At 44.0% G+C, this 23,573-nt stretch carries 32 protein-coding genes; 18 read left to right on the forward strand and 14 right to left on the reverse strand.

Features of this window, described 5'->3' with window-relative positions; genetic code table 11:
- Nucleotides 1-30 precede the first annotated feature (30 nt).
- From QUB35_RS34115 to QUB35_RS34125, 3 genes are read right to left on the reverse strand one after another with little or no spacing between them, the layout of a single operon-like run.
- The gene (locus QUB35_RS34115; protein WP_333146695.1) at nt 31-456 is read right to left on the reverse strand and encodes a hypothetical protein; all 426 of its coding nucleotides are present in this window, start codon (nt 454-456) and stop codon (nt 31-33) included.
- Between the two features lie 9 nt (nt 457-465).
- A complete protein-coding gene (locus tag QUB35_RS34120; RefSeq protein ID WP_333146697.1) occupies nt 466-1,092 on the reverse strand; it encodes a DUF1822 family protein in 627 nt (208 codons plus the stop codon).
- Nucleotides 1,085-1,615 carry a hypothetical protein gene (locus QUB35_RS34125; protein WP_333146699.1) on the reverse strand — a complete coding sequence of 177 codons (531 nt, stop codon included), beginning with the start codon at nt 1,613-1,615 and terminating at the stop codon, nt 1,085-1,087. The genes QUB35_RS34120 and QUB35_RS34125 overlap by 8 nt, the downstream gene beginning before the upstream one ends.
- Before the next feature lie 211 nt (nt 1,616-1,826).
- Here QUB35_RS34125 and QUB35_RS34130 point away from each other — a divergent pair, with 211 nt between their 5' ends.
- Nucleotides 1,827-2,015: a hypothetical protein gene (locus QUB35_RS34130; RefSeq protein WP_333146701.1), complete on the forward strand. Its 189-nt coding sequence runs from the start codon at nt 1,827-1,829 to the stop codon at nt 2,013-2,015.
- 145 nt (nt 2,016-2,160) lie between these two features.
- Here the strand turns inward: QUB35_RS34130 and QUB35_RS34135 are convergent, their stop codons facing one another.
- Nucleotides 2,161-3,258, reverse strand: a complete 1,098-nt coding sequence (locus QUB35_RS34135) for a tetratricopeptide repeat protein (protein ID WP_333146704.1) — start codon at nt 3,256-3,258, stop codon at nt 2,161-2,163.
- A gap of 242 nt (nt 3,259-3,500) precedes the next feature.
- Between QUB35_RS34135 and QUB35_RS34140 the strand changes: the two genes are divergently transcribed.
- The 3 genes from QUB35_RS34140 to QUB35_RS34150 all read left to right on the forward strand — a co-directional run bounded on the left by QUB35_RS34140 (nt 3,501) and on the right by QUB35_RS34150 (nt 9,170).
- Entirely contained in the window at nt 3,501-4,229 is a 729-nt protein-coding gene (locus tag QUB35_RS34140; RefSeq protein ID WP_333146706.1) for a hypothetical protein, read from the forward strand.
- Nucleotides 4,230-4,336: 107 nt separating this feature from the next.
- Nucleotides 4,337-4,618 (forward strand): hypothetical protein, encoded by a 282-nt coding sequence (locus tag QUB35_RS34145; protein WP_333146709.1) that lies wholly within the window; start codon nt 4,337-4,339, stop codon nt 4,616-4,618.
- Nucleotides 4,619-4,895: 277 nt separating this feature from the next.
- A complete protein-coding gene (locus QUB35_RS34150) occupies nt 4,896-9,170 on the forward strand; it encodes a S8 family serine peptidase (protein ID WP_333146711.1) in 4,275 nt (1,424 codons plus the stop codon).
- 254 nt (nt 9,171-9,424) lie between these two features.
- Here the strand turns inward: QUB35_RS34150 and QUB35_RS34155 are convergent, their stop codons facing one another.
- Together QUB35_RS34155 and QUB35_RS34160 are read right to left on the reverse strand one after the other, a co-directional pair.
- Nucleotides 9,425-9,682, reverse strand: a complete 258-nt coding sequence (locus QUB35_RS34155; RefSeq protein ID WP_333146713.1) for a type II toxin-antitoxin system Phd/YefM family antitoxin — start codon at nt 9,680-9,682, stop codon at nt 9,425-9,427.
- Nucleotides 9,679-10,002, reverse strand: a complete 324-nt coding sequence (locus QUB35_RS34160) for an addiction module toxin RelE (protein WP_333146715.1) — start codon at nt 10,000-10,002, stop codon at nt 9,679-9,681. Before QUB35_RS34160 ends, QUB35_RS34155 begins: the two co-directional genes overlap by 4 nt.
- 121 nt (nt 10,003-10,123) lie before the next feature.
- Here QUB35_RS34160 and QUB35_RS34165 point away from each other — a divergent pair, with 121 nt between their 5' ends.
- The 5 genes from QUB35_RS34165 to QUB35_RS34185 are packed head-to-tail and all read left to right on the forward strand — an operon-like array spanning nt 10,124 to nt 11,854.
- A complete protein-coding gene (locus tag QUB35_RS34165) occupies nt 10,124-10,489 on the forward strand; it encodes a PASTA domain-containing protein (RefSeq protein ID WP_333146717.1) in 366 nt (121 codons plus the stop codon).
- Complete coding sequence (locus QUB35_RS34170) at nt 10,486-10,887, forward strand: hypothetical protein (RefSeq protein WP_333146720.1); 402 nt, start codon at nt 10,486-10,488, stop codon at nt 10,885-10,887. Before QUB35_RS34165 ends, QUB35_RS34170 begins: the two co-directional genes overlap by 4 nt.
- On the forward strand, nt 10,887-11,054 hold the full coding sequence (locus QUB35_RS34175; RefSeq protein ID WP_333146722.1) for a hypothetical protein: 168 nt from the start codon (nt 10,887-10,889) through the stop codon (nt 11,052-11,054). The genes QUB35_RS34170 and QUB35_RS34175 overlap by 1 nt, the downstream gene beginning before the upstream one ends.
- Before the next feature lie 33 nt (nt 11,055-11,087).
- The gene (locus QUB35_RS34180) at nt 11,088-11,408 is read left to right on the forward strand and encodes a hypothetical protein (protein WP_333146724.1); all 321 of its coding nucleotides are present in this window, start codon (nt 11,088-11,090) and stop codon (nt 11,406-11,408) included.
- 20 nt (nt 11,409-11,428) lie between these two features.
- Complete coding sequence (locus tag QUB35_RS34185; protein ID WP_333146726.1) at nt 11,429-11,854, forward strand: hypothetical protein; 426 nt, start codon at nt 11,429-11,431, stop codon at nt 11,852-11,854.
- Between the two features lie 173 nt (nt 11,855-12,027).
- On the opposite strand, the gene QUB35_RS34190 is transcribed toward QUB35_RS34185, so the two are convergent.
- Complete coding sequence (locus tag QUB35_RS34190; RefSeq protein ID WP_333146728.1) at nt 12,028-12,285, reverse strand: type II toxin-antitoxin system ParD family antitoxin; 258 nt, start codon at nt 12,283-12,285, stop codon at nt 12,028-12,030.
- Between the two features lie 293 nt (nt 12,286-12,578).
- On the opposite strand from QUB35_RS34190, the gene QUB35_RS34195 reads away from it, so the two are divergent.
- The 4 genes from QUB35_RS34195 to QUB35_RS34210 are packed head-to-tail and all read left to right on the forward strand — an operon-like array spanning nt 12,579 to nt 13,408.
- Nucleotides 12,579-12,773, forward strand: coding sequence for a hypothetical protein (locus QUB35_RS34195; RefSeq protein ID WP_333146730.1), 195 nt, complete (start codon nt 12,579-12,581; stop codon nt 12,771-12,773).
- Nucleotides 12,731-12,853 (forward strand): type II toxin-antitoxin system PemK/MazF family toxin, encoded by a 123-nt coding sequence (locus QUB35_RS34200; protein WP_333146733.1) that lies wholly within the window; start codon nt 12,731-12,733, stop codon nt 12,851-12,853. Before QUB35_RS34195 ends, QUB35_RS34200 begins: the two co-directional genes overlap by 43 nt.
- Nucleotides 12,854-12,884: 31 nt before the next feature.
- Nucleotides 12,885-13,226 carry a hypothetical protein gene (locus QUB35_RS34205; RefSeq protein ID WP_333146735.1) on the forward strand — a complete coding sequence of 114 codons (342 nt, stop codon included), beginning with the start codon at nt 12,885-12,887 and terminating at the stop codon, nt 13,224-13,226.
- Nucleotides 13,223-13,408 (forward strand): hypothetical protein, encoded by a 186-nt coding sequence (locus QUB35_RS34210; protein WP_333106308.1) that lies wholly within the window; start codon nt 13,223-13,225, stop codon nt 13,406-13,408. Before QUB35_RS34205 ends, QUB35_RS34210 begins: the two co-directional genes overlap by 4 nt.
- Nucleotides 13,409-13,491: 83 nt before the next feature.
- Here the strand turns inward: QUB35_RS34210 and QUB35_RS34215 are convergent, their stop codons facing one another.
- Both QUB35_RS34215 and QUB35_RS34220 read right to left on the reverse strand, forming a co-directional pair.
- The gene (locus QUB35_RS34215) at nt 13,492-13,839 is read right to left on the reverse strand and encodes a type II toxin-antitoxin system PemK/MazF family toxin (protein ID WP_333146737.1); all 348 of its coding nucleotides are present in this window, start codon (nt 13,837-13,839) and stop codon (nt 13,492-13,494) included.
- Nucleotides 13,826-14,035, reverse strand: coding sequence for a toxin-antitoxin system, antitoxin component, Xre family protein (locus tag QUB35_RS34220; protein WP_333106305.1), 210 nt, complete (start codon nt 14,033-14,035; stop codon nt 13,826-13,828). The genes QUB35_RS34215 and QUB35_RS34220 overlap by 14 nt, the downstream gene beginning before the upstream one ends.
- 178 nt (nt 14,036-14,213) lie before the next feature.
- On the opposite strand from QUB35_RS34220, the gene QUB35_RS34225 reads away from it, so the two are divergent.
- The 3 genes from QUB35_RS34225 to QUB35_RS34235 all read left to right on the forward strand — a co-directional run bounded on the left by QUB35_RS34225 (nt 14,214) and on the right by QUB35_RS34235 (nt 16,868).
- The gene (locus tag QUB35_RS34225) at nt 14,214-14,711 is read left to right on the forward strand and encodes a TIGR00725 family protein (RefSeq protein ID WP_333146739.1); all 498 of its coding nucleotides are present in this window, start codon (nt 14,214-14,216) and stop codon (nt 14,709-14,711) included.
- 8 nt (nt 14,712-14,719) lie between these two features.
- Nucleotides 14,720-15,241 (forward strand): hypothetical protein, encoded by a 522-nt coding sequence (locus tag QUB35_RS34230; RefSeq protein ID WP_333146741.1) that lies wholly within the window; start codon nt 14,720-14,722, stop codon nt 15,239-15,241.
- A gap of 349 nt (nt 15,242-15,590) precedes the next feature.
- Nucleotides 15,591-16,868 carry a TPM domain-containing protein gene (locus QUB35_RS34235; RefSeq protein ID WP_333146743.1) on the forward strand — a complete coding sequence of 426 codons (1,278 nt, stop codon included), beginning with the start codon at nt 15,591-15,593 and terminating at the stop codon, nt 16,866-16,868.
- 109 nt (nt 16,869-16,977) lie between these two features.
- Here QUB35_RS34235 and wecB read toward each other — a convergent pair whose 3' ends face one another.
- A complete protein-coding gene (gene wecB, locus QUB35_RS34240; RefSeq protein WP_333146744.1) occupies nt 16,978-18,090 on the reverse strand; it encodes a non-hydrolyzing UDP-N-acetylglucosamine 2-epimerase in 1,113 nt (370 codons plus the stop codon).
- Nucleotides 18,091-18,340: 250 nt separating this feature from the next.
- Here wecB and QUB35_RS34245 point away from each other — a divergent pair, with 250 nt between their 5' ends.
- On the forward strand, nt 18,341-18,910 hold the full coding sequence (locus QUB35_RS34245) for an rRNA large subunit pseudouridine synthase E (protein WP_333146746.1): 570 nt from the start codon (nt 18,341-18,343) through the stop codon (nt 18,908-18,910).
- 29 nt (nt 18,911-18,939) lie between these two features.
- On the opposite strand, the gene QUB35_RS34250 is transcribed toward QUB35_RS34245, so the two are convergent.
- On the reverse strand, nt 18,940-19,119 hold the full coding sequence (locus tag QUB35_RS34250; protein ID WP_333146755.1) for a hypothetical protein: 180 nt from the start codon (nt 19,117-19,119) through the stop codon (nt 18,940-18,942).
- Complete coding sequence (locus QUB35_RS34255; RefSeq protein ID WP_333146748.1) at nt 19,082-19,927, reverse strand: hypothetical protein; 846 nt, start codon at nt 19,925-19,927, stop codon at nt 19,082-19,084. The genes QUB35_RS34250 and QUB35_RS34255 overlap by 38 nt, the downstream gene beginning before the upstream one ends.
- A gap of 196 nt (nt 19,928-20,123) precedes the next feature.
- Between QUB35_RS34255 and ctpB the strand changes: the two genes are divergently transcribed.
- On the forward strand, nt 20,124-21,443 hold the full coding sequence (gene ctpB / locus QUB35_RS34260) for a carboxyl-terminal processing protease CtpB (protein WP_333146750.1): 1,320 nt from the start codon (nt 20,124-20,126) through the stop codon (nt 21,441-21,443).
- A gap of 832 nt (nt 21,444-22,275) precedes the next feature.
- On the opposite strand, the gene QUB35_RS34265 is transcribed toward ctpB, so the two are convergent.
- Both QUB35_RS34265 and QUB35_RS34270 read right to left on the reverse strand, forming a co-directional pair.
- Nucleotides 22,276-22,713: a VOC family protein gene (locus QUB35_RS34265; protein WP_333146752.1), complete on the reverse strand. Its 438-nt coding sequence runs from the start codon at nt 22,711-22,713 to the stop codon at nt 22,276-22,278.
- Between the two features lie 238 nt (nt 22,714-22,951).
- Nucleotides 22,952-23,461 (reverse strand): TIGR02652 family protein, encoded by a 510-nt coding sequence (locus tag QUB35_RS34270; RefSeq protein ID WP_333106288.1) that lies wholly within the window; start codon nt 23,459-23,461, stop codon nt 22,952-22,954.
- Nucleotides 23,462-23,573: the final 112 nt, after the last annotated feature.

Below are 23,573 nucleotides of genomic sequence, written 5' to 3' on the forward strand. Positions count from 1 at the left end.
GGTGGCTGTGGGCTTTTTCATTCCTTTATTTTACCAGATGCCGCCACTTAAGTTTTTTTGACCTGAATCCTTACGAATGAATACCCTAATTTCGTCTCTTCTATCTAATTCTCCTATAAGTGTTTCCCTGATTTTTTGAAACTCGCTATCATCAGACTTTCTCAACCACTCTTTAATGCTTTCTCTTAATTTTTGAGATGATTGGCGACAATCTTCGGGAACCTTGCCAACATCGTTGATAGTTTCTCCCTTCCTGGCTCGAAAACACCAGTCCATGCGTAAATATTTTTTCTGCCAACTTTGATATATTTCAGGAATCTTTGGTGCTGCAGGAAATCTGCCATCAGCTTCTAAAAAAGCAGAATTTCCTGCTTGGTAAATTCGCAAGTTAACTTTAAACCCTTGGTCAAAATTGCCATTATTAATTTTTAAGAAAACCAACTTTACACCTGACATTTTTATCGCCTACCTTGTTGGAAATAAAATAAAATCTTCTATTTGCTTGAAATCACCCAAAGAAACTTCTATCCGAAATGCTTCTCCTGGCAATAAAAATAATTCTTGTATCATTCCTTCACTCTGTAATGGTGCTTGAAGTTCTACTAAAGTTTCTTCTGATTCATACACATCCAGCTTAAGGTTTTCTGGCAGATAAGTTTGACTGCCAATAGGATAGACTCCTAATATTGTGCTGATTTCTTGGTTTTCGGCTGGTGCTATATCAAGAATTAAAGCTACTGTAATTTCGGCTAATTTAATTAATTTAGCTCGTTTTACGGCTTGCGATCTAAATGCTGGATTCCGTATGTTCTTACCCAAAACTTCTTCTACTGTCAGCCATGCTTCCTGAATAGCTTCAACAAAATTATTCTGGAACCATTGGCTTAAATTTATTACTTTTGGTTGTGCTACCAGTTGAGATTCAACAATACCTCCTACATCCAGCACTTCTATCCCCAGTAACTCACTCAGTTTATCCTCTTCAAACAGACTCATAATCCGGTAAAAATCTTCCTGAGAGCCTATGAAAACAAACAAAGTGCTGCTACTCATTTCTTCTTGTTGCTGATTTTTATCATTTTCCTTATTCATTTCTTAGTATCTCTATAGTTTCTACTTCAATCCCAAGTTTTTTTAAGTTATTTTGCATTTCAATGTCAGATATTTTATTACCTTTGACTCTGGCAATGAACATACACCTTTGTATTTCTACTTGAGGTGATTGCTGATTTTTTTTACATCCAGTATCGCGCATAAATGAGCAAACTTTAGACCAAGGTGGCAAGCGTTTTTCTTCATCTATGCCCATCATTTGTTTAATATACAGGTGTACTGTCTTTGACATATCTGCACTCAGATTTTCACCCTTTTGACTAATTTCGGGATCTTTGCTCTTGAGTTCTTCTATTGTCGGCGTTTTATATTTAACCATTCTAAAAGCTTTTTCATACCTTGACAACAAACATAAACACAAACATAAATAGGAAATTTCCCGAGAAGAAAGTTGGCTTTGTTTTACTGATTTGAGTTTATTTAAAATACAGTTAATATCGAGATTCTCTCTCTGTTCTGCTTCCTGACATTCCAGGCAAGGGGGATTTGATATTTTGGTCATTTTAGCAACGCTCTTTAAGGTTGAGTAACAGACTTCACGTACAGCAGTCTATTAGGAGAGGTCTTTTTAACCTTTCCAACTTAATTCCCCAACTTGTTTTGGATTGTTGGGTTCCATGTTGGAATCAGACATTTATAGAGTGGGTATGTAGACAGCAGTTAGGCCTAACTCAGTTGTCCTTTGTTCAAAAAATTGACTTGGAGACAAGAGTATGAATTGCAAAGTCTTGATTTCACCCCTCCTCATTTGCTCGATCGCACTCGGCCACATAGCTTTGGTATTAGCAGCAGTTTCAGGCGCTTCAATCGCTCGGATAGCTTTTGGGTCAGCCATGAATAACAATAACATGATACCCCGAATTTGTATCGATCGACATGGCAATGAATACCCATGTCCTTGATTAAGGCTAAATCTCAAATAAGTGCGATCGCACTTAAGTAAATCCACCTAAAAAACACAATTACCCGATACCCGAATTCTTAAAGAAGTCGGGTATCTCACCGCGCGATTCCCTACGGGATAGCTACGCTTCACGCATTTTATATTTAAGTAGAGCCACCTAATTGCTTCAGACGCTGACGAGCCTTACCAATGTAAACATCTTCATCTCGCTCATCCGACTTAGCATATTCCAGAACTTTTTTCCAAGCTTTCACAACTTCTGCATCATTCCCCAGATTTTCTTGCACTTGAGCCATAATGCCATAAGTTAAACCCCGAACGCTATCTAGTTTAACAGCCTCTTGCAACTTAACCAAAGCTTCTTCATAGCGTCCTTGTTCCTTCCAAGCCCAAGCAAGATAGGTTAACAACCCAGCTTTGACTATTTTGTCATCCTCAACTTTCTCGGTTTCCACCAGCTTTAAACCATGTCCGATTTTTTCAACAGATTTATGAAAATCTTTATATTCAAGAATGTACAAACGGGCCAAATTGCAATAAGCAGCAGCAAAGCCGCGGAATGCTGCATCCTGATACAGTTTCATCGCCCAATCAACTTTCCCGGCTTCCTCATACATCACTCCCAGAGTATAGTAACTTGCTCCATTATCAGGGTTGATTTTAATAGCGAGCTCGAATTCTTTTCTAGCTTCAACTAATTCGCCAGCTTGTTTTAAGTTAAACCCCCGATTGTTAGCATCCTTCGCCAAACCTAAAGGGGTTATTGGATCTTGAATAGGGCGGGATTTAAGAACCTCTGGCTGTTTGACTTTCCGGCGTTCCCATTCTCCCTGTGTCTCTTCTTTTCCAAATAGCCAATCCCGATTTTCTTCCTTACATCGAGAGTGAAACTTCAGAACAAAACACCATTTGTCCGAACCAGTAATTGTTTTGGAATTCGTTACGCCCCGCTGGTCTTCCATGATGTTCAATTGTTTCAGACAGTGAAGGGCATTGCGGATTTGCTCTTTGTCTAAGGTTTTACCCCATTTCTGTGTCAGCTCAACCAGATCCTGTAGCCTTGTCTTTTTCACCCACAGATCAGTTCCTTCCCAACGAGTATTGATATATTTTTGAAGGCTTTCACAATTATTAAATTTTTCCAAATCCCCGTCAGTAAAGCAGTGTAAAACTTCAATTAATAGCTTTGCACTCTCTTTACCTTTCTTCCAGTTAAGATTCCGACCACTATTGTTCTGCATGAGCGAATCCAGAAAAAGGTTTGACAAACCTTGGGACTCCCAAGGTTAAATTGCAAGGTTTATGCTTTCCCAAGCTGCTAACCGCGAGTATACCAAGGTTTCAGCCACCTTGGAAAAATTTGCTTGGGTTAATTTAATCCTTTATTGTAAGTGGGGTAAGTCAAAAAGCCCGTCCTTGACTGGCTTTTGAGAAAATTTTTAATTCAGTTCGATTTGCATACACTTCTTTGAGGAGGGTGATTATGGATCGCATAGATAAATTGAGGTTGGCACTGGAACAATATTCCGATCGCACTCCTCAAGATGAGCGGTTATGTAAGCTAATTCTAGCAATTTGCTCGGAATCACCGGATAGTTCGCAGCGTCGAGAATTGATGGATCGATTGTTGCGGCAACTGCAACGTATTCCAAAATTGTCAAAAAGTTCTCATCCCTATTATTATGAAGCAGTTAATAAAACTTGGGAATGGTTAGACAAAAACCTCCACAAGTTTCATCCCCGACGTTCTCCGATTCAAGCCAGTCTGACGACTTGGGTTAACGCTCATCTCAGGTATCGAATTCACGATTTACATATTACCAAAAATCAACAAGAGCTGTCCTTAGATTTAGACGTTTTAGAACGCAGCGGATTTTACAATGATTCTTTAGATGGCTTGGAGGTGGAAATCGAAAGGATTGAGAGACAAGAAAAACAAGCTTTAGCATGGAAGATAGTACAATACATCAGGCGAGATCCAGAATACGAACTTCGGAAATGTCATCCTCGAAACCGTCCCGACTGCAACTGTCAAATTCTTGTTCAAAGATTGTTTTTGCAGCAGTCGCCCGAAAAAATAGCAGTCATCGCCCGACAGTTAAATATCAAGACACAGACTATTTACTCTTTTTGGAAAAGGACGGGATTGTCCAAAATCCAAGGAATTGGCCGACACATTGCTCAAAAAAATTCTGATTTTATGTCGGGCTGATTCCTGATTGTCTGAATCTGGCGCCATTTATACGCCAGATTTAGAAAGGATCACGCCCTTCATTGAATTTTGTTTTTTCATAATCTACCAACACAAGGATAACCACAATGTCAGGAGAACAAACTAATCCAATGCGATTTAAGGGTGTTGCCAGCGATGGACTTTTCAAAGGCAAAGTCATTGAGGGCAAACTCGACATCAAAGTCAACGTCGAGTCTGTTACAGATCAACCCAAAGAAGAACCGAAGCCGGCACCTTTTGGTTGGGAGACAATTTTATTCGCGGTGTTTTTTTTGTTAGTTCTTAATCAAGCAGCAGGCGACCCCGGAGGCATGAGAAAATACCAAATTCCGCAAAGGTCTTCTCACCATCAGATTTTACCACAATAGGGAGAACAGGCATCAGCCAATCGCAATTATATCCATCTCCCTGAGTGTGAGGTGGATGTAAAACCTTGATTCCCGGTAGTTTGTGTAAAGTTATGTTACAAAGACTGAAACTTTGCATAAAAACTAAAACTTACTCCAGATAAATAAGTAGCGATGGAAGTTCAGCGAGTTAACCCCACACTCTTTGTGAAGTTATATTACAAAACGCATAAAAACTCCGACGCACTTCAGATAGATAAATATCAGCCCAAAGTTATCGAATTAATCGAGGTGCATCATGTCTAATATATCGATCGGCAATCTGAACGACAACTATTTCTCCATCGACTTCGCAGGTAAAACTGACCCCACAGACACCTATCGTTTTAATCGGCTGAATACAGGCAGCTTTCGAGTTACGGCTGAAGGATTTAGTTCCATTGTCGGGATGCAACTCCTCGACAGCCAGGGAAAAGTCGTCAAAGACATCGAAACCAACGGCACAAATTCGGGGACTTTTAGCATCGATAATTTGGGTGCAACCAATTATGCACTCAAAATTTCTGCACCCTCCCGCGATACCAATTATCAAGTTAGTTTAACTCCAGACGGCAAAGTTGACCCGCTGACAGGTTTAGGGGTTGACTCCGGCTTTTTCGCTACAGATTCAACGGGACAAGTTGGCTTTGACTGGCTGCACGACGGCGGCAATTATAAAGGTGAAGTTGCCATTTTCAGCGTGGTGGGAATGGAGAAATTTACCCCTGGTTCTCAGGAATTTATCAAAGAAGCAGCAAGACGATCCCTGACCAATTCTACCTTTGGTCACGTAGTAATTTCTGACCCCACAGAAGGTGCAAATCCACTATTTAATGGCAGTTTAGGAGAGGGAAATTATAACGAAGGGCAGTACAGCGGCGCGAAAACATTTCCGATGAAACCGGGAGAGGCTTTTGCGGTGATGCTGGTGCCAAATGGTACGGTGCAAGATGTGTTTAAGAATCCCGGTGCCGGCGGTGACAAACGCCCGCTGCTATCATTATCTAGCACTAATCCAGATGATGCTTGGTTGTACGGTCAAGTAGCAGATGTCACTGGCAATGGCAAGGCATTTGCGATGGAAGATCAGCGGGTTGATACTGGTTCAGATAAAGATTATAACGATTTGGTTTTCAATTTAACAGGTGCGACGGGCAAAGCAGTGTCGATCGACAAAGTTATCGATCCAAGTAAGGATTGGACTAAACTTGATGGCGGCAAGAAATTGATCGATTATGTCAAATCAAAGCAGCCGGTAGCTGTCGCGCCTCCTGTGGAAACGCCACCTGTGGAGACAAAACCCCCGGTAGCTGTCACGCCTCCTGTGGAAACGCCACCGATTGATCCAAAACCGCCGGTTGCTGTCGCGCCTCCTGTGGAAACGCCACCGATTGATCCAAAACCGCCGGTTGCTGTCACGCCTCCTGTGGAAACGCCGCCTGTGGAGACAAAACCGCCTGTGGCTGTCGCGCCTCCTGTGGAAACGCCACCTGTGGAGACAAAACCGCCGGTTGCTGTCGCGCCTCCTGTGGAAACACCGCCTGTGGAGACAAAACCGCCTGTGGCTGTCGCGCCTCCTGTGGAAACGCCACCTGTGGAGACAAAACCACCTGTGGCTGTAGCGCCTCCTGTGGAAACGCCGCCTGTGGAAACAAAACCGCCGATTGCTGTCGCGCCTCCTGTGGAAACGCCACCTGTGGAGACAAAACCGCCGGTTGCTGTCGCGCCTCCTGTGGAAACGCCACCTGTGGAGACAACGCCACCTGTGGAGACAAAACCACCTGTGGCTGTAGCGCCACCGATTGAGACAACGCCGCCTGTAGCAACGGTGCCTGTGGCAACGCCGCCTGTTGCGACAACGCCACCTGTAGCAACGGTGCCGACCCCTCCAACACCACCGGTGCAACCGCCTACGATCGCCCCGGAACCGCCTCTAGTTGGACTTGAGCCGATCGACGATATGTCGCAGCCGATCGACCCGGAACCGCCTATTGAAACCGTATTACCGATTAGTTCGCCGCCAGAAAATCGCGCCTTTATCGGTATCATCGATACTGGGTTTGCGACGAACAATCCCGATTTGGATTACTCTAAAGTGACTATGGGGCGCGATCGCATTGACAAAGATAGCAATCCTTTGTTTACTGCTGGCACTGGTAACGAACACGGCACATTTAGCTGGGGTTTAGTGAGTGCGATTCAAGGCAACGATAAAGGCATTGATGGCTACAACGATAAAGCCAATGTGTACCTAAGTCGGGCAATTGGTTCTGGGGAATGGGATTTAGCTTTAACTGATTTTGTGGGTGAGGCGAAAGCACAAAAGAAGAAGAATGCGATCGCACTTCTTCCCCTCGATTTAACTCAAAAGAATGCTGATGGAAGCATTACCACTCGTTACGAATTTACGAACCGAGAACGTGCGGCATTAGAAAATGCGCGTCAGAATGGAGTGCTGTTAGTTGTAGCGGCTGGTAATGACGGCGGTGTGATGTCTGTTTTGGGTCAATCTTCCCAGGAGTTTGAGAATATTATCACGGTTGGTTCATCTGATGGATTTGGGCGATCGGATTATTCCAGCTATGGCTATGGTTTGGATATTTTAGTGCCCGGAGGTGCGATCGACAATCCGACTTTATCGACAGTTGGCGATGATTTAGGCACGATGGCGGGAACTTCTGTTGCCGCGGCCAAAGCGGCGGGGATGGCGTCTAAGGTTTGGGAGAGTAATCCCGATTTGAATCCTACCCAAGTGATTGACGTTTTGACCGGAAGTGCGATCGATTTGAAGGAGCCCGGATGGGATGAAGAAACGGGTTTTGGGGTGGTGAATTTGAATAAAGCTGTGCAAGTGGCGAAGGAGACAACGCCGCAAGTTTATATTCCGACACCTTTCTCGAACCCGACAACTTGGGGTTTAGATGGACAAGTTACGCCTTGGGAACGGGCGGTTAATTTGAGTGGTGTAACGGATGGGGGTAAAATTGCTGTCCAGATTAACGGTGGTGTTAATATTCGTCCCACTGCTGATACTTCCAGTGCTTCTGTCGGTAAAGTCAGTCCTGGGACACAACTGGAATTTGACTACCAGACTCAAGGTGAATTAATCAACGATCCTAATGGTGAAGGTAGCAGTGATGTCTGGTATCACCTGGCAGATGGTAGCGGTTTTGTATCTGGTTTGTACGTCACCAATGTCCAAGATATCCCATCTACACCGCCGATTGACAATCCCGTGCAGCCGCCGATTGACAATTCCGTACAACCGCCAATTGACAATCCCGTACAGCCACCAATTGACAATCCCGTACAGCCACCAATTGACAATCCCGTGCAGCCACCAATTGACAATCCCGTGCAGCCGGCGCCTAATTCAATTTCTCTCAACGGGTACACAATAGGTGGCAATTTCTATCCTGTTTTCCAGAATTATCAAGGGACATTGGGCAATCCCATTTCAGATGTCACCAACTCTAATGGTGCGAGCTATCAGCTATTTGAGAATGGGTCGATCGTCAGCAGTGCAAATGGAACATTCCCGCTTTACGGAGGCATCCGTCAAACATACAGGAATACAGGTGGATTGGAAGGCTGGTTAGGTGCTCCAACGAGTGAGGAAAAGGGCTTGGGGAATGGGAATATCATTCAATACTTTGAGCACGGTAACGTTTACTGGAATGGCAGTAAGGCGGTGGCTTACAAAGAAGGGACACCAGTACCGAAGACACCCCTTAATATTGGCAGTCAGCTAGGCGTAACAAGGCCTAATTTTACAGATGTCAATAAAAACATATTGAACTTCTCAAAATCAGGGAATTCATCCATTAATCTTGAACCTCTTAAATCCTTCATTGTGCTTCCAGGTTTAGAAAACAATGTTCCCCAGTTGAAACTTGAAACTGAGAGTAGTAAAGCCTTACAGGATGCTAAAAATTTAGCGAATAATCCTTTGAGTAAGTTGATTTCTGGGAGTGTATTTAGTAGTTCTACAGCTATTGAATTTATCCACAAGTTTATACGAAATGAAGGCGGAGCTTTTAATAATCCACCAGGGGTCATAGAACAAGTCAAGCAAACTAATCAATTCAAAGAATTTCAAAGTCAGGCTATTAATCACTTGGAAGAGTATTTGAAAATCAATTCTCAAGGTACACCGTCTGACTTGGTTCGCCGCAACAGTTTTAGCTTCAACCCCTTAGATGGATATCCTCTATTTTGGGCGTATGGAGGAACACGAGGTACCAGTGCTAGTTTTTCAGACAGCATTAGTCAGAAAGTAGATGTAGATGGAGATGGGGACACTGATATTCGCTATTCTGCTAATATAACCTACCTGATCAAGGATCGATTTGAAATTGATCCAGGCGACCTATTTGGAGATATAGCTTTTAACTATATGATGACTCTTCAAAATCAGGGGCTAGCCAAGCCGTTTGACACAAACATATCTTTTACTGTTCCTATTTCTGGGACAATTACTAATACTCCAAGTAGTAATTATTCGTCTTCATCCAGTTCAGGTTACAACACTTAGGGCGATTGAGAATGAAAATTTGCAGTTAAGTGTTATCAGAGCGATCACCCTTTCCCCAAACAAGAGCGATCGCCCTTTCTGCACCAAATTCACAAAGGTGATCGCCCATAATTCATCCAACGAGCGATCGCCCTTCCTGCATCCGCGTTAATCAGCGTCCATCTGCGGTTAAAAAAGATCGATCGTCCTTTCTAATAATTCAGAAGGGCGATCGTTCTCTCTTAAATTTACTCTTTTTGAGTCTCCAACAAAGCTCATTCATCCACTAAATTCCAGAAATCCTCCGACTTCACTCCTCCCTCTTCTTTCAAACTTTGCCGAGATTTGTCCAAAATTTGATTGAATTTTGGATTGTTAGCCAACAAGAAACGCTCCAGAGCTTCAGGATCTTTAATTAAAGTCATTGCCGCTACTGGTTGACCATTTTCAGTAATTAAAATTGGCTCTCCGCGATCGGCATTCAAGTAATCAGCAAATTTTGCTATAATTTCAGCTAAAGAAACTATTTTCATGATTCAGTCTGCTCTGTTCCTATAAATAACTGATTGCCAACTTTTACCCCAATTCCCAAGATATAAACCTCATAGGTATCAAGGTTAGTCTCGTAAAACACCCGGAACCGATTACTCGGCCCAAATCGCAACTCCCAAGTAGCACCTAATTCGGAAGGTTCCACTAGCGGTTTGCGGTTGCGCGTTTCTACCTCTGGTTCATAGCTTAACTGCTCCTCTATTGTAGTGCGGATTAATGAATAATACTTCCGGTCGATCGCTGCAAGATGCTGGAATACTGGCCGTGTAAAGATAATTTCAAACTTCTGTTGAGGTGTCATGCTTAGTTAAGGTCATTATCATTCATATTAGACCAAAAGGGAGCTCGCTCTTAATTCATCAATCATGGCGAGATCCCTTTCTAATAATTCAGAAGGGATCTCGCCCGTTTTATAATCAATCATGGCGATCGCCCGTTTTATAATCAAAATGGCGATCGCTCAAAATCTTTCCCATTCACAACCAATGAATCCCGCCGCACAACAACTTCCCGATTTGACAGGACAAACCTTATCAGAAGCGATCGCCATACTGGAGAGTTACGGCTTCCAATTTCAAACCAGCACAAAAGGTGGCTATCAAAGCTTTGAACACCCAGATGGTAGTATAATTAATATTAGACCAAATGGTGAAATAGTCCGTACAGGGCCTCATATACGCGGGACGGAGGGCAAAACTTACCGTCGTAGATACAATAGAGATGGAAATCAAATAAAATTTGAACCAGGGGCTAAGACACATAATACCGGAGAAAAAGTGATTCTATGACAACCGCGATCGCACTCAACCTCAAAACCTTTTTAGAAGACTTAAAAAGTGCCGATTTAGTAGGAGTTTCACTCCGCCCTCAAAATCTTGGCTTGCGTTTAGACTTCACCTTTGGGCCCGAAGTGGGAGATGTAGCGATCGAGTTCGATCGCATTCTTCACCTAGTGATTTCTCGCCCCATCAATTCCGATGATGAAAATTACTGTTTTTGGGTAGGAGAAGTCGAACTCAGAAAGCTTGAAGAAAATGCTGAAACTTTCTTATCTTCCCTGTCCTATCCTTTCAATTTTCCTCCTAATCTAGATTTATCTGCTTTGAGTCATTTTCGGTTGGAAGGGGATATTTTTATTGAAATAATTTGCGAATATTATAAAATTTTTCAGGAAGTTAAAAATTAATGTCGATTTTTTTAAGCTTTATGAATCAAAAGAGCGAGATCCCTTCCTGCATCCGCGTTAATCTGCGTCCATCTGCGGTCAAAAAAGAACGATCGCCCTTTCTAATAATTCAGAAGGGCGATCGCCCGTTTTATAATCAAAATGGCGATCGCTCCTACCAGTGCTGATGCACCCCATCCAAAACCCAACTTCCCTGAACTATGTCATCAGGTAACATCCTAACAGTCACAGATGTTCTCAATTTCCTTGTCAGTGGAATCGATAAAACTACCCTCGAAACAGAACTTACTGCTTCGAGTTGGATATTCACTCCAGCTAGAGGAGGTTCAAAAAGCGGTGCGGGTACAATTTGGACAAGCCCAGACACTCAATACAGTGTCAGAATTATGACTCAACCTGATGGTTCATCCTATGCTCGTGTTTACAATGGCCCAGGAGGAGGTGCACCCGCAGAACAACCCCTAAACGCATCAGGAAAACCTGGAAGTCGTGGAGACACCCACTTTATTCTGCTCCCTTAATCCCATTTATTCGTCAGATTATGAACTTTCAACAAATTTGGCAACAATACGATTTTACCGAATCAGAATTGCTATCGATGGGGTGGCAATTTCCCTATGATTATGTCCTCAATCTCAACTACTATTGGCAGATCAATTCAACTAATTCTACTTCTGAAGTTGCTACAAATGACCAATTTTTAAACATTATCCTCAAAACCTGCATTCGACTTGATGTACAACTCAACCCAAATCCCGATCAGTTAAATCAAAAGCCTGCGAACCTCGGCACAATCGTCGGCTGGGGACAAGTTACTCCTTCTCCTTGGTTAGAAAATCTATCCCTTTCTCCTAATGAGTGGCTGCATCTGTTATTTGAAATTGGTGGAAATAACAAAATTGAAGCTGTTTGTCGATCGCTAGTTGTCGAACAATTGGTCAAACAACCTTTAGCACTCAGTTCATAAAAGGAGATAAATACAGTGTTTTCCAATTTTTGGCGTTTGGGCTAATTGTTTAAACGTTTCTTCCGTCCCGACAAGAAAGCGATCGGAAGCATCCATATTATCTTCCGCCATGTAAGTGGCTAATTCAATCAAATCGCCGATAATTTGCGGACGTTTTTGGATCGAGGTCTTTTTTATTCCTGCAACCCCTGATTCTGGGAAATACGCGATCGCACAGCTTGACGAATCTCCATCCAATCTTCCTCCGTCATCGCGGTAGGATTTCCCGATTCCAAACCCTCTAATAACATCGCTTCCAAACGTTCTGAAGCTTTGCGTTTTTGGTCTTGGCGAATTAACTCACGAAAATACTCGCTAGCTGTACTATAACACCCTTGGGCTACCTGTTCTTCTATATAAGTTCGCATTGAGTCAGGTAGAGAAATATTCATGCTTGTCACTGGTATTACTTACCTCATTTAACTCGTTATCTATTATGGCAGATTTTGCCATTTTTTGTTAAGCCTCACACAACCTGTAATTTTGTAATAAAAAATTGGGAAGATAGATCGCCCTCGATCGACCAGACTCAAAAAGGATCTCGCTCATCATTCATCAATCATGGCGATCGCTCTTATTTTGCATTCAAATAACAAAAGATTGTCATTTCAGCCAATAATTGCTAAAATGAGCGCAAAATACTATTCTGATTAGCCAATGAGCGACATCTCTATCAGCTTGCCAGATGAATTACTCACATACGTCAATCAAAAAGCGCCCAACCAAGCGTGCTTTGATAGAAGCTCTCTTAAAACAATGGCGAAAACAACAAGAAAACCAAGCTTTAGCAGAAGCTTGCAAGCTAATTGACGAATTAGATTTAGGATGGGATGAGGAATGGCAAGCTCAAGCGATTACCGACTGGGAAGCATCCCGATAGCTAGATTCGATCCGTCAGTAGGAACAGAAATACGCAAAACGCGGCCTGCCTTAGTCATTTCTGGTACGCTGTTAGCCTAAAATCTATACGGTACATCTCACACAAGTAAACATGGCAAAACTGCCCATAGAAATTGCCGAAACCATCTGGAGCCTAAAACGGCAATTATTGGATATTATCGACGATGCTACAGAAGCTGAATACACTCTATTTGAGCAATTTGGAGAAACAGACAGAACAATTGACTATTTAGATCAGCTAAAAAGTGTCGCACAGCAAGCCGATGAGCGGTTTTCCCAGTTTTCCCTATTGCAACGACGCTTGGCTAATGCACAACCAACAGCAACTTCTGATATGCTAAGATTAATGACAGAAGTAATTGCTTATACCCAAGCCAGACTTCCCGCCTGGGAACGCAGCATTCAAGAAATTAAGATTGAGTGGAGATTATGATGAACGAACCAGGATATATGCCACATCCAGATGTCGATCGACGACTCCTCGCTAACTTACGTCGCAGTCGCTTGGAAATGGAAGAATTAGGTTGCAAATTAGAAGAAGTTATTGCAAAATTAGACGAAGATCATCGACAAATTCAACAAAAACGGTTACAAATACTTCTCAACAGTCAGTAGTTATATAGATGTTGAGAAATAAATGTTGAGAACATTAATACAGGCGATAGTTCTTTCTAAGCATTATTCAGAAAGGCTCTCGCTCAATTATCACCTATAATTCCGATAGCTCCCTCTTTCAGAGATTGGAGATATACATCTTGAAGCCTTCCCAATTTTTTGGGGATCGGTTGCTTCTCAATTGTCGTAATAATAACTGGCTTAATCATAGAAGCTTTTAAAAGACCAGCCGATCGCCAATCTGTTATGACAATATCACCGACTTTCGGACTACTGCTAACTTGACTCGTGATACCCATCAGAATGCGATCGGGATATTCTGCATTATAAACGTCAGAACTAATAACAACTGCGAGACGTTTTTTATTGGTAGTTTGATCTGTAAAAGGAAACGGAACTAAAACCACCTCACCAAAATTATAACTCATCATACTCCGCGTCCTCTGGGTTATCCCAAATTTTAGCAAAAACTGCTTCTGAGAGTTGAGTTGCAGTATAAACGAGAAGACGATCTTCACTTCGCGTTAAAAGGAAATCCATAAAATCTTCTAATACCGTAATTTTATCCGGCGGTAAACTACGGATTTTTTCCATCAGCTTTGTTTCCGGGTTGGGGGCGACACTCATGTTATCTCTCACTTGTTAATGTTAAATCAGCATACATTGTAAAAATACTAGGAAACTTCAGGAAGTTATTTTGCTCACCAACTGTTTTGAGGAAACCACTATTTATCTGATAACATACATTTGTATATAGTGCTCAAAAACTATCAAGTATTAATAACACCATATTCACTCCAAAACTATGAAAAAAATCATCATTGGCATCATGGGCCCTGGCGATAGTGCCACATCAACCGACTTAGAAAACGCCTATCAACTCGGACAACTCATCGCCGAAGCAGGATGGATATTGCTAACTGGCGGTAGAAATGTTGGCGTCATGGATGCCGCCAACAAAGGAGCAAAATCAGCTAACGGTTTAACAGTGGGCATCCTTCCAGGAAATGACACTCGCGGCATTTCTGAAGCTGTAGATATTGCCATTGTCACCGATATGGGAAACGCCAGAAATAACATTAACGTTCTTTCTTCAGATGTAATAATTGCCTGCGGTATGGGCACGGGCACTGCTTCGGAAATTACCCTCGCCCTCAAAGCTAACAAACAAGTTATTTTGTTAAATCACAGCGCCGAAAGTAAACTTTTTTTTAAAGGTTTAGCACAATTTAACATCTTTGTGGTAAACAATGCTGTAGAGGCTATGAATCAAGCTCGCGAAATCCTAGTAAATTCAAGATGAAATCCAAGATGAGAGTAAGCAAATTCAACTTTTGTGCGATCGGCATTTTTCTGACTTTGGGGATTTTCGTCACTACCAAAGCAGACGGAAGAATTGCACAGTTCAGTTTCAGCAACAAACCCACTCAAAAATTAGCACAAACCCTCCCTCCTCCTCCCCCTTTCGCACAGCCTGTTACCGAACAAGAAGCGCCACCTATTCGCAGCGAATCTGTGCCGGATCAAATAGCTTTAGCAACCCATTTGCAGACCATCAAAGCTAGAATGTACGGTGCTTACTGGTGTCCTCACTGTCACACGCAACAAGAACTTTTCGGCAAAGAAGCATTTACCGCCATTACTTACATTGAGTGCGATCCCAGAGGCAAAGATGCTCAACCCGATTTGTGCAAAGCTGCCAATATTAAAGCTTATCCCACTTGGGAAATTCGTGGAAAATATTACACGGGCAGGCAATCTTTGGAAAAACTGGCTATTTTATCCGGTTATAAAGGTAGCAGCAATTTTCAGCCACAACTTCCCTCTCCTTAAAAATATCTAAATTAGTTAGCACTCGCCAACTAAGAAACCGGGTTTTTGAACCGGAATTGAGGGGTTTCAGCAATTATTTTGGTTAAAAACCCGGTTTCTCGCCACCCGTGCGTCCATGACTATAAATGTAAGGTGCTTAGGATCGCGAATTAAATAACTTACAATTTTAATTGTTATTGTGGAAGTTATTTAATTCTCATTCCTTATGGCGCACCTAAAATTATGATTTTTATGAATCCAATTTCTGAATAATATGAATTGACGTGACAGTAAGCTGGTTATTTAATTGTAATTAGGCGGACAGATATATGTCAATTTCAGACTAGCAGTTATTCAGGAGACTGAAGCGATGCAGTTACAATTTAGCAATAAACAAATAATCTGGACCAGTTTGCTATGCTTTTCGGCAATTGCATTTCCCCTAACAAGCCAAGCTATAACAGTACAAGAAGTACCGAATCCCCGTCAAGTAAATAACACTTGGGTAACGGATAAGGCAAACATTCTCAGCGACAGCACCGAAACTCAGCTAAATCAAATGATTTCGGATTTAGAGGCGAAAAATGGTTCAGAAATCGCTGTTGTGACAGTGCCAGATACTAAACCATCTGCGACCCCAAAAGCATTTGCTACAGAATTATTTAACTTTTGGGGGATTGGCAAAAAAGGTAAAAGTAACGGAGTTTTATTGTTGATTTCTGTGGGGGAACGCCGCGTTCAAATTGAAACAGGTTCTGGCATTCAAAGCATTTTGCCGGATGCTAAAGCAGTGGGTATTATTGAAACCGAAATTACGCCCAGATTTAAACAGCAGGACTTTGACGGGGGCACATTAGCCGGGACAAAGGCGTTAGTAAATGTTTTACAAACTCCGACGGTAAATGCTCAATCTCAAACCACGCTGCCTTTGGCTCCAATCGTACCATATCAAGGGGTGAAACCGTCACCAATACCAAGTCAATCCCCAGTTATTAGCAATAGTACATCCACCAGTGAAGATTCATCGAATTTAATCTATGGCTTACTTGGGTTGTTATTGATAGCATTCATAGCGTTTATACCTTGCTTCATTATCTTCAGGATATTTCGCAGCTTATTTTCTCGGATATCTCGTTACCGCCACCGCCGTTATCCGCGCAATTACAGCAGTAACAATCGCAACCACGGCAGTAACAGTCCCAATTACAGCAGTAACAATCGCAATTACAGCAGTAACAGCCACAACTATTACGGTGGGGGTGGCGACTACAGCAGTAACAGTATTGATTACTGTACCAGTAGCGACTACAGCAGTAACAGTAGCAACGATGATTGCGGTGGCTACTACACCAGTAATAGCAGCGACTACAGCATTAGCAACAGCGACTGCGGGGGTAGCTTTGGCGGTGGCGACTCCAGCGGTGGCGGTGCCGGTGGCGATTACAGCATTAGCAGTAGCTTTGGCGGTGGCGACTCCAACGCTGGCGGTGGGGGTAGCGATTACAGCAGCAGTAGCGATTATTGCGGAGGCGGCGACTACAGCAGCAGTAGCAGTAGCAGTAGCGACTACAGCATTAGCAGCAGTAGCGACTACAGCAGTAGCAGTAGTAGCGACTCTAGTAGTGGGGGTGGCGGTGGGGATTGGTAATTCGGGAATGGAGGCAGAAACCGACTTTTTTTAACAGCAATTAGTCCCCCTCTGCGGGGACGAAAGTTTGTTTAATTGCCGTTTCAACCGCCGAATAATCGAGAGGTAGTTAACTAAAATACTCTTCAACAATTTTCAAAATCCGCGAAGCCGCCAAACCGTCACCAAAGGGATTAATTGCCATTGCCATTGCGTTGTATGCTTCGGAATTGCTCAGCAACTCTGCCGCTGCTGCTGTAATTATATCAGAATTAGTACCAACGAGTTTAGCTGTACCCGCAGAAATTGCCTCTGGTCTTTCTGTGGTTTCTCGTAATACTAAAACGGGCTTGCCCAAACTAGGTGCTTCCTCTTGCAATCCACCGGAATCTGTGAGGATTAAATGACATCTCTGAATTGCTCCTACTAATTCTGCGTAATCTAAAGGTTCGGTTAAAAAGACTCTCGGATGGTCGCCTAAAAGAGCTTTTAAAGGTTCTCTGACTGTCGGATTTCGGTGTAGAGGTAAGAGCAAGGCTGTATCGGGAAACTTATCTAAGATTTGGAGAAATGCGTGAGCAATTCCTGCTAAGGGTTCTCCCCAATTTTCGCGGCGGTGAACTGTTGCTAAGATAGTGCGATATTTGCTCCAATCTAAGTTAGGAATGTTGCATTCTGGTTGGCGTTTGGCGACAGAAAGCAAGGCATCGATTACTGTGTTGCCTGTACGGTGAATTTCTCCCAAAACGCCCGATCGCCCTAAATTCTCTTGGGCCAGCGCTGTCGGGGCAAAATGCAGGCGTGTGAGTTGAGATATCAACCGTCGGTTAGCCTCTTCGGGGTAAGGATTGAATACGTCGTCTGTCCGCAATCCGGCTTCTACGTGACCTACGGGTATTTTCTGGTAAAAAGCAGCCAAAGTAGCGGCAAACGCAGTCGTTGTATCGCCCTGAACTAACACGATTTCGGGCTGCAATTCTTTAAACAAGGCTTCCAAACCCTGCAAACTCCGGGAAGTAATATCCGTCAAGGTTTGCTGGTGCTGCATAATTGCTAAATCCCGATCGGCTTTTAGATCGAACATTTGCATTACTTGCTCGACCATTTCTCGGTGCTGACCGGTTAAAATTACTTGGGTGTCAAAGGTGGGCGAACTTTTGAAGAGTTGAATTACTGGGGCTAGTTTAATCGCTTCCGGGCGAGTTCCTAAGACGATGCAAACGCGGTGTGTGGCTTCGGGCATGGTAAAATTGGGTAGTTGAGATTTGCGAGGCTCTTAAAGGCTGAAGATTTTTGAGCAGGTTTGAATCTTTGGTTAACAAGATTTATTTTTTTATGAACCGCAGAGGGCGCAGAGGGCGCAGAGGAGAGATAGAAAGTGGTTTGACGTTGGGTGGGGGCGGGTTTTTGAGATTGTGAGTTTTAGCCAATTATTGTTGGTGAAACCCGCCCCTACAGGATTATTGATATTAGTACATTTTTGTTAATTGCTTATGCCCTATCGTTACATTCTATTTTACAAACCTTATGATGTTTTAACTCAATTCACTGACAACTCCAGTGAGACTAAACGCAGCACTCTCAAAGACTATATTCCTATTCCTAACATTTATGCAGTAGGAAGGCTCGATCGCGATAGTGAAGGTTTGTTGCTGCTAACCGATGATGGGCCCCTTCAGCACCGCCTCAGTGACCCGAAATTCGCTCATCCCCGCACTTACTGGGTGCAAGTGGAACGAATTCCTGATGCAAGTGCGATCGCTGCTTTGCAGACAGGTGTCACAATTCAAGATTATCGGACTCGATCGGCAAAAGTGCAATTATTGTTAGAAGAACCCGCTTTGCCGCCCCGCGAACCGCCGATTAGATTTCGCAAAAACGTGCCGACAGCTTGGCTGGAAATGACTCTCACAGAAGGCCGCAACCGCCAAGTCCGCAGGATGACCGCAGCAGTAGGGTTTCCGACGCTGCGGCTGGTCAGATGTGCGATCGGGCATTTGCGTCTGGAAGGTCTAAAACCCGGTGAATGGCGCGAACTAACTCAAGCTGATTTTAGATTTTAGATTTTAGATTTTAGATTGGGGAATTACAGTCAACGGCCTTGACATTTAGGACATTCTTGATATCTGAAACTATTACTGCGACTGCATTTCCCTTCTTCCTTCTTCCTGATATCCGTTACATCCGTTACATCCGTTACACAATCCGTTGCCGAACTTCCTTCTTCCTTCTGCTTACTTTCGAGGCGGCAAAATAAAACTCTCGTTTCCATCCTTATCTTTTTGCACCTGAGCTCCCAACTTGACAAGAGCTTGTCTCGCCCTTTGACGCACCAACTTATCAGTTGTTTGAGCATAAACCGTGCTCCAAGCATTAAACCGCACCGGCACGCTATCGGGATCTCGGCGCAAATACTCAGCAGTGGCTCGAAACATCTGCGCCAATGAAGCCCCTGACGGGTTTTTTTCCACCCAATCAGCGGCCATTTCGTGAGAGTGAATTGACTCGGGAATATCCCCCAACAGCAGCAACTCATCAATACCTTTAGTGCGCCACACTATCCACGATTGGGAATGAATTTGTGGCGAAAGGGAAAGAGCGCTAGTACCGCGCTCTATAAACTGAACAGCAGTTTCAGGCTTTCCCTGATAAAAAGAAATAGCTGTGGAAAGAAACAGGTAGATGTCAGCCCACCGCGGGTCGCGTTGCGTAACTATGTCAAAATAATCTTGGCTCAGATTGTAGCCCGTTACATCTCGCGCTTCGTCGTCGCCAAAATACTGCAAAAATTTGATAAATGTCCAATCTGCAATTAAATTGTCAAACCCAAAACTAGGGATAGTTTTGAGCATTTTTAGCCGCAGGGCTTCTTGCTGCGCTTCTTGCTGTGCGGCTTGCTTGAAACTGGCAGCCGACATTGCAGAGGGCGACTTTTGCCCCTGAACGCCAACTGGGGACATTCCGCCCAACTGCCCGCTAGACTGCATGGCGACGACCCCCGCCAGCGCTGCTAGACCGATAACTCCATTAACGAGCAGGCTCAACCACTTACGCGAAAATTGTTCGATTTTAGCTTCCACGGCACTTTATAAATCCAAGTTTTAAATTAAGTTTATTGAAAGAGAGTAATAATTGGTTGGCGATCAACTAAGAATCTCGTTAAACTGTCCAAAGGGATGGTGGAGCCTCCACACAATAGTTTAAGTAGTAGTGTGAGATTTTTTAGCAATATAAAATCTCAAATCAAAAATCTAAAATCGAATTGAGCCAAATTCAATGAATCAAGCCCGCAAACGCTTTTCAAAGTTACAGGCAGCCCTGTTCAGTGGGGCGATGGCAACAACCGCTTCGATATCTTTGCTCGTTCCCGGCCTGAGTCAATCAGTCCGCGCTGAGCTTCAAGATAGCCCCAAAGCTGTATTAGACGAAGCTTGGCAAATTGTCAACCGAGAGTATGTTGATGGCAGCTTTAACAAGACTGACTGGCAATTGACCCGCCAAGAACTGTTGAGCAAAAACTATACCTCTCGCGAAGCTGCCTACACCGCTCTCCGCAAAGCGCTAGAGAAATTAAACGACCAGTACACGCGCTTCATGGACCCGAAGCAGTACGAAGCGCTGACGAATCAAACCTCTGGGGAACTGACAGGGGTGGGGATGAGGCTGGAAGAAGACGAGAAAACGAAAGCGATTAGGGTAGTCGAGCCGATGGAAAATTCCCCGGCCCTGAAGGCAGGGATTCTAGCGGGCGATACGATTTTGGTGATTGACGGCAAAACTACCAAAGGCATGACTGTCTCGGATGCGGCTCAGGTAATTCGGGGCGACGAAGGTACGAAAGTCACGCTGCGGATTGCTCGTGAGGGCAAAAGCGAATTTGACATCACTCTGACTAGGGCGAGAATTGAGGTAGCCGCGGTTCGCTACAGCCTCAAGAATGAAGGCGGTAAGAATGTGGGTTACATCCGTTTACAAGAGTTTAGCTCCCACGCGGGCGAACAAATGGAGGTGGCGATTAAAAAGCTCTCGGCTCAGAAAGCTGACGCTTTTGTTTTGGATTTGCGGGGGAATCCCGGCGGGTTGCTGCGAGTGAGCATTGATATCGCTCGGATGTGGATGGATACAGGGGCGATCGTCCGCACAGTCGATCGCGCGGGCGATTCTCAGGAAATGAAGGCAAATCGCACTGCGCTCACTGACAAGCCTTTGGTGGTGCTCGTGGACGATAACTCGGCCAGCGCCAGCGAAATTTTGGCCGGTGCTCTGAAGGACAACAAGCGCGCAACTGTGATGGGCGGCCAAACTTTTGGCAAAGCTTTGGTGCAGTCGGTGCATTCTTTGGCTGACGGTTCGGGATTGGCGGTGACGATCGCTCACTACTATACTCCCAACGGTACGGATATCAGCCAGAAGGGGGTTACTCCCGATGTCAAAGTCGAAGTCACAGACGAACAAAAGCTGAAATTAGCTAACAAACCGATGTTGGTTGCGACTAAGGATGATCCTTGCTACGCGCAGGCGATCGCACTTTTGCGAACTACCGCTTCGTCTCCCCCTCCCGTAACCGCTAATGAGGCTCTTGTTCCTAAAAAGTAAGTAGTTGAAACCGTAATTTATAAGGAATACCCTGAAAACCCCGTGACTTCAGTCCGGGGATGAAAGGGCGTTGCAGGATTTATCCTGCCTGTTCTCTTTACCTCAGTCATGAACCCAAAATCCAATCTTTTAAATTCAAAAAACTTCCTTAAAAAGCTTTGGACAAAACGGGACAGTATGGTAAACTGAAACAGTCAGGGTTAAACTCCCTTGCCCGAAGTGAAACAGGACATGAGACACACTTTTAGGCATAAACTGGGGGACAAAGTGCGGCGAAAACACTATAAACAGTCGAAACCGAAAATGTAGGTTTCAATCCAGCAAATAAACTTTTTCACGCTCGAATTGTTAAGTAGGGTAGGGCATACCCAAACTCTAGGGAAATATCCTAGTACGCTTTTGGAGATAGACCCGCTGGGATGCTTCTGAATTAGGCTCGTCAATTGGTGGTATCCCCACGGTTGAAAGGTTTAAGTATTGCCGTAAGGACAGAAAATTTTAAGGTCAGTCGCTGAATTAAGAATCCCCTCGGCTTCAGCCAGGGGAGTGTCAATAACCATAAGGATGAAGATGAAGCCCGCGCCCGCGGGTTTTGTTTTTATGCTTATGGTTATGGGTTATTAAGTAAATTTAGGTGATCAAATGTAAGATGCAGATGGTTGAAAAGCTTGCTCTATGAGCATTATTCCTTCTTCCTTCTACTTAAGTTATTGGTTAATTTATCTCCTTATTAAAGCACATTAGTGGGATGGGGATTTTTTAAGCGCAGATATCAGCAGATGAACACAGATGCACGCTGATGGGATTTCTGAATTGGGGATTTCTGACTTAATTAGTCATTCATGCGCCGGATAAACTCTAAGGGCAAACCGTCTGTATCGGCAATAAAAGCTACTTCGTAAACATTTTGCCCGATCGCCTGTTGAGTCGGTTCTAATAAAACTTTCAAAGCTTGAAACTGGTTTGGTTGGTCTTTAGCAGCTTCCTCAAACCGCTGTTTCAGAGACTGCAACCAACTAGGCAAGTCAGTTGTCGCCTCAGTTAAATCGAAAGATAAATGATAATATCCAACATAATGCTCGTCTCCGAAAGCATCTGGTGCGGGTTTTGGTTCCGGGATTTGAATTAGTTCGATGCGTCCGTTGAGACCTTCCATCCAACAGGCTAGGGTGTAACCTGTGGTAAAGCGATCGCTCACAGTAAATCCCAACTGTTCGTAAAAGGCGATCGCCCGGTGAATGTTAGCAGTGCGAATCGAGGCGTGGTGCATTCGATTTTAGATTTTAGATTTTAGATTTTAGATTTTAGACGGGAAGCAGGAATTCCGGTTTTAGATTGGAGATTTGAGAGGGTAAATTCGGAATTCGGAATTAAAAACGGTCGCATCTTTAGCGCTAAAGCAATAGACCCTTCTTCCCTCTTCCTGACATCCGTTACATCCGTGGAGCGAATCCGTTGCCGAACTTCCCTCTTCCTTCTTCCTTCTTCCCTCTTCCTTCTTCCTTCACTTATTCAAACAACCGAAAATAGGGATATCTAATCGGAACTCCCGGCTCTTTTTCCAAATCAAAATTAATCACTTCCCAGCAAGGGTCCTCTTGAGGATCGGGGCTAAAATCCACAGGCAAACCGTACAGCCTCGGCCGCGGCGAGTCCGACTGACCGCGCCAAGGCGTGCTGCGTTCCAAATAAGCGCTGATTAAGTCCCGATAGCGTTGGGCAACGATCACGCGAGTTGCTCGGTAGCCTTGAGTATAGAGTCGATCGAGCGCTTCGTGAATTTCAAACCGAATCCCGTCAGGGTGCGTGTGCTGGCGATACCATTCATTCTCCCAGCGGCGCCAGTGCCGCCCAGACTGAAGGTGAACCAGTTCCCCCGTTTTTGGATCTGCCTCAAATGCCCCGTGACGCGGACACAAATAGGTATCCGTGAGCGTTAGAGCCGGAATTGTTTGGCGACAGTGGGGACACTGAATTTCCGGGCCAAACATCGGGTATTGCAAGGCAACTTCAATCATTTATTTGCGTCCCAGCATATTTTCTCTGCAAAAGTGGTTAGAGTCGATAGGGGCATTTCTACCCCTACCTCTCCTTCAGAACGGAACGTGAAACTTTCGCTTCATTCCGCTC

Origin of the sequence: Microcoleus sp. B13-B6, assembly GCF_036705405.1 — a bacterium.
Lineage (GTDB): Bacteria > Cyanobacteriota > Cyanobacteriia > Cyanobacteriales > Microcoleaceae > Microcoleus.

What these genes read in the sequence shown, in the direction of transcription:
- QUB35_RS34245 (WP_333146746.1), top strand. Translation starts at nt 18,341, where the DNA reads ATGCCCTATCGTTACATTCTATTTTACAAACCTTATGATGTTTTAACT.
- wecB (WP_333146744.1), bottom strand. Translation starts at nt 18,090, where the DNA reads ATGCCCGAAGCCACACACCGCGTTTGCATCGTCTTAGGAACTCGCCCG.
- QUB35_RS34215 (WP_333146737.1), bottom strand. Translation starts at nt 13,839, where the DNA reads ATGATGAGTTATAATTTTGGTGAGGTGGTTTTAGTTCCGTTTCCTTTT.
- QUB35_RS34205 (WP_333146735.1), top strand. Translation starts at nt 12,885, where the DNA reads ATGGCAAAACTGCCCATAGAAATTGCCGAAACCATCTGGAGCCTAAAA.
- QUB35_RS34180 (WP_333146724.1), top strand. Translation starts at nt 11,088, where the DNA reads ATGTCATCAGGTAACATCCTAACAGTCACAGATGTTCTCAATTTCCTT.
- QUB35_RS34250 (WP_333146755.1), bottom strand. Translation starts at nt 19,119, where the DNA reads ATGGAAACGAGAGTTTTATTTTGCCGCCTCGAAAGTAAGCAGAAGGAA.
- QUB35_RS34190 (WP_333146728.1), bottom strand. Translation starts at nt 12,285, where the DNA reads ATGAATATTTCTCTACCTGACTCAATGCGAACTTATATAGAAGAACAG.
- QUB35_RS34185 (WP_333146726.1), top strand. Translation starts at nt 11,429, where the DNA reads ATGAACTTTCAACAAATTTGGCAACAATACGATTTTACCGAATCAGAA.
- QUB35_RS34160 (WP_333146715.1), bottom strand. Translation starts at nt 10,002, where the DNA reads ATGACACCTCAACAGAAGTTTGAAATTATCTTTACACGGCCAGTATTC.
- QUB35_RS34165 (WP_333146717.1), top strand. Translation starts at nt 10,124, where the DNA reads ATGGCGATCGCCCGTTTTATAATCAAAATGGCGATCGCTCAAAATCTT.
- QUB35_RS34235 (WP_333146743.1), top strand. Translation starts at nt 15,591, where the DNA reads ATGCAGTTACAATTTAGCAATAAACAAATAATCTGGACCAGTTTGCTA.
- QUB35_RS34150 (WP_333146711.1), top strand. Translation starts at nt 4,896, where the DNA reads ATGTCTAATATATCGATCGGCAATCTGAACGACAACTATTTCTCCATC.
- ctpB (WP_333146750.1), top strand. Translation starts at nt 20,124, where the DNA reads ATGAATCAAGCCCGCAAACGCTTTTCAAAGTTACAGGCAGCCCTGTTC.
- QUB35_RS34200 (WP_333146733.1), top strand. Translation starts at nt 12,731, where the DNA reads ATGGCAAGCTCAAGCGATTACCGACTGGGAAGCATCCCGATAGCTAGA.
- QUB35_RS34265 (WP_333146752.1), bottom strand. Translation starts at nt 22,713, where the DNA reads ATGCACCACGCCTCGATTCGCACTGCTAACATTCACCGGGCGATCGCC.
- QUB35_RS34230 (WP_333146741.1), top strand. Translation starts at nt 14,720, where the DNA reads ATGAGAGTAAGCAAATTCAACTTTTGTGCGATCGGCATTTTTCTGACT.
- QUB35_RS34170 (WP_333146720.1), top strand. Translation starts at nt 10,486, where the DNA reads ATGACAACCGCGATCGCACTCAACCTCAAAACCTTTTTAGAAGACTTA.
- QUB35_RS34120 (WP_333146697.1), bottom strand. Translation starts at nt 1,092, where the DNA reads ATGAATAAGGAAAATGATAAAAATCAGCAACAAGAAGAAATGAGTAGC.
- QUB35_RS34270 (WP_333106288.1), bottom strand. Translation starts at nt 23,461, where the DNA reads ATGATTGAAGTTGCCTTGCAATACCCGATGTTTGGCCCGGAAATTCAG.
- QUB35_RS34140 (WP_333146706.1), top strand. Translation starts at nt 3,501, where the DNA reads ATGGATCGCATAGATAAATTGAGGTTGGCACTGGAACAATATTCCGAT.
- QUB35_RS34175 (WP_333146722.1), top strand. Translation starts at nt 10,887, where the DNA reads ATGTCGATTTTTTTAAGCTTTATGAATCAAAAGAGCGAGATCCCTTCC.
- QUB35_RS34130 (WP_333146701.1), top strand. Translation starts at nt 1,827, where the DNA reads ATGAATTGCAAAGTCTTGATTTCACCCCTCCTCATTTGCTCGATCGCA.
- QUB35_RS34220 (WP_333106305.1), bottom strand. Translation starts at nt 14,035, where the DNA reads ATGAGTGTCGCCCCCAACCCGGAAACAAAGCTGATGGAAAAAATCCGT.
- QUB35_RS34125 (WP_333146699.1), bottom strand. Translation starts at nt 1,615, where the DNA reads ATGACCAAAATATCAAATCCCCCTTGCCTGGAATGTCAGGAAGCAGAA.
- QUB35_RS34195 (WP_333146730.1), top strand. Translation starts at nt 12,579, where the DNA reads ATGAATTACTCACATACGTCAATCAAAAAGCGCCCAACCAAGCGTGCT.
- QUB35_RS34155 (WP_333146713.1), bottom strand. Translation starts at nt 9,682, where the DNA reads ATGAAAATAGTTTCTTTAGCTGAAATTATAGCAAAATTTGCTGATTAC.
- QUB35_RS34115 (WP_333146695.1), bottom strand. Translation starts at nt 456, where the DNA reads ATGTCAGGTGTAAAGTTGGTTTTCTTAAAAATTAATAATGGCAATTTT.
- QUB35_RS34135 (WP_333146704.1), bottom strand. Translation starts at nt 3,258, where the DNA reads ATGCAGAACAATAGTGGTCGGAATCTTAACTGGAAGAAAGGTAAAGAG.
- QUB35_RS34225 (WP_333146739.1), top strand. Translation starts at nt 14,214, where the DNA reads ATGAAAAAAATCATCATTGGCATCATGGGCCCTGGCGATAGTGCCACA.
- QUB35_RS34210 (WP_333106308.1), top strand. Translation starts at nt 13,223, where the DNA reads ATGATGAACGAACCAGGATATATGCCACATCCAGATGTCGATCGACGA.
- QUB35_RS34145 (WP_333146709.1), top strand. Translation starts at nt 4,337, where the DNA reads ATGTCAGGAGAACAAACTAATCCAATGCGATTTAAGGGTGTTGCCAGC.